General features: G+C 43.1%; 7 protein-coding genes. 3 read left to right on the forward strand and 4 right to left on the reverse strand.

Annotation, left to right across the window (positions count from 1 at the left end; genetic code table 11):
• Window positions 1-10 precede the first annotated feature (10 nt).
• On the forward strand, window positions 11-1,006 hold the full coding sequence (locus AC1DF0_RS30040) for an arsenic resistance protein (RefSeq protein ID WP_477577140.1): 996 nt from the start codon (window positions 11-13) through the stop codon (window positions 1,004-1,006).
• An 86-nt stretch (window positions 1,007-1,092) separates the two neighbouring features.
• On the opposite strand, the gene AC1DF0_RS30045 is transcribed toward AC1DF0_RS30040, so the two are convergent.
• Window positions 1,093-1,824, reverse strand: coding sequence for an NADPH-dependent F420 reductase (locus AC1DF0_RS30045; protein WP_477577142.1), 732 nt, complete (start codon window positions 1,822-1,824; stop codon window positions 1,093-1,095).
• A 153-nt stretch (window positions 1,825-1,977) separates the two neighbouring features.
• Between AC1DF0_RS30045 and AC1DF0_RS30050 the strand changes: the two genes are divergently transcribed.
• On the forward strand, window positions 1,978-2,337 hold the full coding sequence (locus AC1DF0_RS30050) for a winged helix-turn-helix transcriptional regulator (protein ID WP_442053550.1): 360 nt from the start codon (window positions 1,978-1,980) through the stop codon (window positions 2,335-2,337).
• A 212-nt stretch (window positions 2,338-2,549) separates the two neighbouring features.
• Complete coding sequence (locus tag AC1DF0_RS30055) at window positions 2,550-3,815, forward strand: IS110 family RNA-guided transposase (protein WP_477577144.1); 1,266 nt, start codon at window positions 2,550-2,552, stop codon at window positions 3,813-3,815.
• Between the two features lie 386 nt (window positions 3,816-4,201).
• Here the strand turns inward: AC1DF0_RS30055 and AC1DF0_RS30060 are convergent, their stop codons facing one another.
• The 3 genes from AC1DF0_RS30060 to AC1DF0_RS30070 form a co-directional block, all read right to left on the reverse strand.
• Complete coding sequence (locus tag AC1DF0_RS30060; protein ID WP_477577146.1) at window positions 4,202-4,846, reverse strand: hypothetical protein; 645 nt, start codon at window positions 4,844-4,846, stop codon at window positions 4,202-4,204.
• Window positions 4,847-5,168: 322 nt separating this feature from the next.
• Window positions 5,169-5,483: a hypothetical protein gene (locus AC1DF0_RS30065; protein ID WP_477577148.1), complete on the reverse strand. Its 315-nt coding sequence runs from the start codon at window positions 5,481-5,483 to the stop codon at window positions 5,169-5,171.
• A gap of 280 nt (window positions 5,484-5,763) precedes the next feature.
• Window positions 5,764-6,024, reverse strand: coding sequence for a hypothetical protein (locus AC1DF0_RS30070; protein WP_477577150.1), 261 nt, complete (start codon window positions 6,022-6,024; stop codon window positions 5,764-5,766).
• Window positions 6,025-6,626: the final 602 nt, after the last annotated feature.

Consider the following 6,626-nt stretch of genomic DNA (forward strand, 5'->3'; position numbering starts at 1 on the left):
AGGCAACGGAATGATCACCCGGGAGAAACTTGAGCAAAATCAAATTTGGCTTTATGTCGCGATATTAGTGCTAGCAGCCATGCTTGGCTTATTAGCTCCTAATCTAATGGCGACATTAGATAATCACATATTAATTTCTGTCGTCATCGCTATTCTAATGTTTGGCATGTTTACACAGATTCCTTTTACATCTATAAAGGAATCACTTGGGAATCGACGATTTATCTTGGCCATTCTAACCGCCAATTATATTGCTGTACCGATTGTCGTCTGGCTGTTATCTCAGTTGCTGCCTCAACAGTCTCCTGTATTACTAGGTGTGTATCTTGTTTTATTAGCACCGTGTATCGATTATGTCATTGTATTTACTCACCTAGGCCGTGGAAATGAAAAAGCTATGCTCCTTTCAACACCTATACTTTTTGTGACGCAAATGATTTTATTACCCATTTATCTGTGGATTTTCATGGGTAAAAAGGCTTCTGAAGTTGTGAGTCCAGGTCCTTTTATTGAAGCCTTTCTGATCATCATCGTATTGCCACTTCTGCTGGCTATAGGATTACAACTGTTTACTAATAAAACTCGTCGTGGTGGTCAACTCCTTTTAGATGCCTCGGCATGGATTCCTGTACCGTTGATGGCGCTAACGCTTTTAATTGTTGTATCATCGCAAATTAGCAAGCTATCTGCCTACTGGGATCTAATTATCAAAGTTATTCCTATTTATATCGCATTCATGCTCATCATGCCGTTCATTACTCGCTTTATCGTAAAATGGTTTAGACTAGATGTTAGGTCAGGACGAGCTGTTATATTTAGTTCGGGAACACGTAATTCCCTTGTGGTTCTTCCCCTTGCTCTAGCTTTACCTGAAAACTGGAGCACACTAGTCGCTGCAATTATTGTGACCCAAACCATTGTCGAGCTTGCTGGAGAACTTATCTATGTTCGACTTGTTCCTAATGTGGTTCTACGTGAAAAAGCTAATCAGGCGAGGTCTGAATAAGCAAAGGAGCCCCCAACTTGAGTGGAGGCTCCTTTGATTTTCCACGCTATCCTGCCCTTTTAGTTGAAGGTACAGGGATTTGTAATTTATGAATTGAATACTTCTCTATTTGCTTTAACAACATCATGAATGGAAAATGTTCCACCTGAAGCTATCAGCTTTTCCATGACCTTTTCGCGCAGAAGTGGCGCCTTTTCTTTATTCGCTTTCGTTAGGGCTATGGCTAGTTCCTCTTTTGTAAGTTCGGTGCAGTACGCTGGGGTTCCTGGCTGTTGTCTCCACGAATCGCTTAAAGAACCGCTATCTACGGCATCGAAGCCTAGATCGTTTCCTACACCCATGATGATTTGTTTATGGGATAGGTTATCGCCAGCAACCGCTATAGCAATGCGTCCATCCGTCCCTTCGGGAGTTCCATGATGCTCTAGCGTATAGGCTAAGAAATTGTTGAACGCTTTAATGATGGGTCTTCCCAAATGATAGGACACCCAAACACTTTCAACCATTCCGTTCTCCACGTCTTCGATTTTACCGCTGATTTGAGGATAATAATTTGAAGTGTCTACAACGACGACCTCCTCCCCAACTTTATCTATAATGTTGCGAATGCTTGGCAATGCATAGAAAGGGATCGACGTTATAAGAACATCGATATTATTAATGACATCTTCTACGATCACAGGTGTTCCTGTAAGATTTTTCCCTTCCAAGCGTTCAATCCCACGAGCGTCTGCAATCTTGACATCATGTCCATTATCAACCAATTTTTTCGCTATATTAGATCCAATTGGGCCTGCACCTATAATTCCAAATCTCATTTCCATTCCTCCAATATCCTATTTCATGGTCCCTTGATTGAGTAATCTGTATACATGTACTAATATATATACGTTGCTTGGAAATTTGAAGTAGGCAATAAAAATTGACATAGTACACTTTTTCGTACCTAACAGCAGAAATGAGTGATTAAGGTGTCTAGAATAAATGAGGATGAATTTAGTGAAGAATGTATGAAAGATCATAGAGAGTTATATGGCATCGCCTATACTCAAAACATACTTTCGGGACGTTGGAAGTATCTAATTCTTTGGTTTTTAAAGTTTAACCCGCATCGATATAATGAAATTAAGACTCGTTTAGGGGGAATTTCACAAGGATCCCTAACAAAACAACTTCGAGAATTAGAAGCGGATGGCTTAATTAATCGCAAAATTTATCCAGAGGTACCTCCGCGTGTTGAATATTCATTAACATTGAAAGCAGAGGAACTAATCCCCATTATTGATTTAATGGAACATTTCGGGAAGAAGTTTGGGGATAAAATAGATTAAAAATTGGACTTCTTAAATTAATCTCCCGTTAGCGCAACGACGACAGCCGATCTTTCTGGCGGCTGCCGTCGTTGGTTGTTGAGCTATCGTTTCCCGTTAGAATTCCTGTAAAACGAATAATTTGGCGTTTGAACAAAAAGGAGCGCCTCCAGTACGATGGGGTTACGCACGAGGTCATTGCCTCAAAAAGCCCATCAGGAGGTCGCTCTACTATGAAGTTTAAGGCACAAGACAAGCAAAATCAACTCATTGAAAACATTACCGTTCACCATCTAGTTATTGGCGTCGACATCGCTCAGGAAACCCATGTTGCCCGGGCTGTCAGCTTTCGAGGGATTGCTTTAGGCGCTCCGCTCGAGTTCGGCAACCATCGCGAAGGGTTCAAGTTGTTCGAGAGTTGGGTCCAGGATATTCTCAAAACCCACAGTCTGAGCAGCATCATCGTTGGCATGGAGCCGACCGGCCACTACTGGTTCAGCCTAGCACGCTGGCTTGTCGAGCAAGGAATTGAGGCTGTTCTGGTTAATCCTCATCTTGTCAAAAAGAATAAGGAAAACCGGGATAATACGCCGTCTAAAAGCGATCGTAAGGACGCCCTTGTCATAGCAGATATGATCAAAAACGGGTACTACTCCCCTGTTCGCTTTCATCCGGAAGCCTTCGAGGAGCTGCGCATTCTCATGGCAAACCGCGAGACGGTTACCAAACGGCTTAACAGTGCGGTCAATCAGATTCATCGCTGGGTAGACATCGTCTTTCCCGAGTTGCGTCAGGTCTTCAAAATCCTTACCTGCACCAGTGCAATTGCAACACTCAGACTCTTTCCTTTGCCGAGCGACATCAGTCGGTTAAGTACAGAACAGGTCCTCGATGGCTGGAAGCAATATGTGAAGCGCCACTCTGGAGTTAAACGCGCCGAGTTGCTCATTTCACTTGCTAAATCCAGTGTCGGCACTACCCATGCACTACACGCATACAAGCTTCATCTTGACCAATTACTAGAAGAATATGACCTGGCACAGCGTCAGCTTGAACAGATTGAGAACGAGCTGCACTGCATTCTTAAGCGAATTCCTTACGCAAAGAAGCTGCTTGAAATACGAGGCGTCAGCGCTACGTGTCTTGCAGGTGTTCTAGGTGAGTCCGGTGATCTAAGCGGTTATTCGCATGGAAATGCACTACTTCGGCATGCCGGACTGAATCTAGCGGAGGCTAGTTCTGGGAAATGGCGAGGAAAAATGGTGCTCAGTAAACGTGGGCGCCCACGTCTGCGTCATTTTCTGTATCTTATGACTATGTGTATGGTTATGACGAACCCAGAAATTCGGACTTTACACCGTTACAATGTGGAGGAAAAGAAGCTGAAAAAGATGAAGTCCATCATGAAATTATGCAGCAAGGTAGCCCGTTTGCTGGTCGGCCTGGCTAAAAGCAGCGAGGCTTACGATTCAACCAGAGTTTTCCCACAGGCTGCCTAAGTTCAGTCCTTCCTCACCAGCTCAAGCATTCGCAGGATGACAAGAAGCACGGAGTATCGGGAGACATTACGCAAAAGGGCTCGGACCCGTTCCGTTAGAAAGACCGACCTCCACCCCGTAGTTAGATGAGACGAAGGAATGAAAGGGCTATGACCCGTTGAGACATGGGAGCGAGAATCGCTAGGGCGACGTGGAGACGTGCGCATAATGGAACAATATGGGTGATGCAGCATTCACCTTTATTCCCGCATGCCCATTTTTACGTCTGTTCGCCACCGACTACTCCCACACCCTCCTCTTCGTTGTAACTACAGGATGAAATCCTGCGAATTCATGAGCCTGAGTGAGGAAACTGAATCATTTCGAGGGAGCGTAATGAACGGTTCTTAAAACTTAATAGTGTTTTTCATTGAGCCGACCCAAACATCTCCAACTTTAACGCTATACGTTTTATCTGTATCCCCATCAGAAAGATGAATTGTTTCGACTCTGTATGCCTTCTCTTTGATAGCTTCAACATCTTTATCACTCATCCAACCTCGCTGGATATTGTCAATTAGGTCGCTCTCTGTGTAAACGTCACCATCAATATGTAGGTACCAATCGAACACTTCTAAACTTTCTCTTAGGTAAGTGTACTTGTGAAAAGGGAATTGTTTTTCATGATTTCCAACATCAAACATTTGGTCGTAAAAGTGAAGACAATCTTTATAAGCAGTTACCACCTGCGAGTTGATGAAGTGTGGGTCATATATCCATAACTTTAGATAAAAATCTTCGTCAAATTCTGATAACTTTTCATGCCAACATCGATAAACATCCAACATCGCTTCAAGGAGAAGGCAATTGTACCAGATAGGAGGATTTCTACGTGGGATGGCGTAAAATGGGTGAATCCAAAGTTTTGCATAATCCCTTTTGTAGTGATGTAGGTGTTCTATGTCTAAATCAATAACTCGTCGCTTCCACTTTTCAATTTTTCTTACGCGTCTTTTCCAGCCTCTAATTTTCTTTTTGTTGCTTATGAACAACTATAACCCTCTAAAAAAGAAGTCTAATGATATTTATTCACGAAGGTTTTCGAACGCTTTCCTACGCATTATCAGTATAGTACACAATTCCCAAATACCAAATCCATCATTACGCTAAACTGCCCTTTAGTAGAGCGAAGGGCTACAACACGGCAGCACTTCTCTATAAATTCTCGTTTCCCGTTAGGATTCCTGTAGAGCGTTAATTTTTGCGCTTTGCATAAAAACGAGCGACTCCGGTGTCTGCCAGTTAGCTCAACGAGACTGCCGATTTATGCCGGCAGCCTCGTTCTGTTGATTGATAAGCTTTTCCCAATGCTCTTTAACCGAAATGTTTCACCCGATAACCCGTCTCGCCTTCATGAGAAAACGTCTTTATATAATTACTCCAATCGATAACATATGAACGTACTGACTGAATCTCGCTTTCACGGAAGGCGAACATCATAAAATGCTCAAGCAGGAAATTATATATCAAAGTAAAAAAAGCCCTAATTTCGGCTTCGGTCGCTCCTTTTCCAGCCTCTAACCCAATCCCGTATAGCTCAACAACCCCGAAAGGTGGTATCTGATCCCAATAGTCAAAATCATTATCTTCTATATCCTTAATGACGCTTTGCTCCATGGAAGCAAGCATCTACGATTTTTCCTGCCACAAATCACATAGGGTAAACTTTAAAGTTAATCCCATACCGTCGCACTGAATTTCGATATTGGCGTGGTTCAAATTGTGACCTGGACTGACGGAAATTCGATAGTTGTCAACACAACGCTTGAATTCCGTACCTGCATCCTCCCAAGCCTCCAATTTATATCCCTTTTATTTCCAAAATAGGTGAATCCTTGTTGCCATAACTGCCTCCTTTGCTTTGTATAATGTTAGCGACAGCAATGTCACGGAAGTACTGTAAATTCAACTATCGCCCTTCGTTAGCGGAATCCCCAGGCCGCTTGCCTCCGTCGTCGACCTTCGGCTGTTGCTGGAGCTTGACCAGCTGCTCGTACCGTTCACGGATCTTTGGTATTGCCCCCTCGCGCAACTTTTCGAGCATTTCGGTTGACAGACGATCGAGTTCCTCTTTCTGCTCCGAGCTGACCTTGTATACTTTCGTCGTTATGATCTCACTTGTTTGATACACCGTTTTTGCTTTCTCTGGATCCTGTTTCTCCTTGTCCATGTGTCAACTCCCCCGTTTCTCAATGGAACGGAAAACGGCAGCCGTCCGTCTGCCGTTTTCATTAAGCAATAGTTCCCCGTTAACATAACAGTCTGCGAAGATGTTTAATCCACCTAGGTTCATATGCCTCACTTATTGGAAACCCTGTATAAGTTTTATGATAAGGGTCCATCTCCCATAACTTCATAAGCCCCTCAGGAACTTCATATTTGATAATGGGTGAACTTAGGTCCCGCCTATAGTAATACTGTTTACATTCAATACAGAATAATATCACCGATATCTTTGAGAAATACGCGTAAACATGAAGCTCAGTATTACACTCTTCACAACGGAATATCCGTTTTCGGTTTAACCAATCAATGAGCTTATCCGTAGACAGTTACACCACTTCCTAGCACCAAGAGGATTACACTTATATTACCACATATTGCAACTAACCTGCCCTTTAGCTGGTCAAGTCCAAAGTTGTGTGTAAAATCCTCGAACAGAAAGCCTACTCGTCGCGAGTAGGTTTTTCGGTTGTCTTTGGTGTTTTCTTTCGCCACTCGTGGTACTCGGTCATTTCAATATATTTCTTGCCTACCGACCATTTTTCATCC

Source organism: Paenibacillus sp. 05T425, from assembly GCF_056396205.1.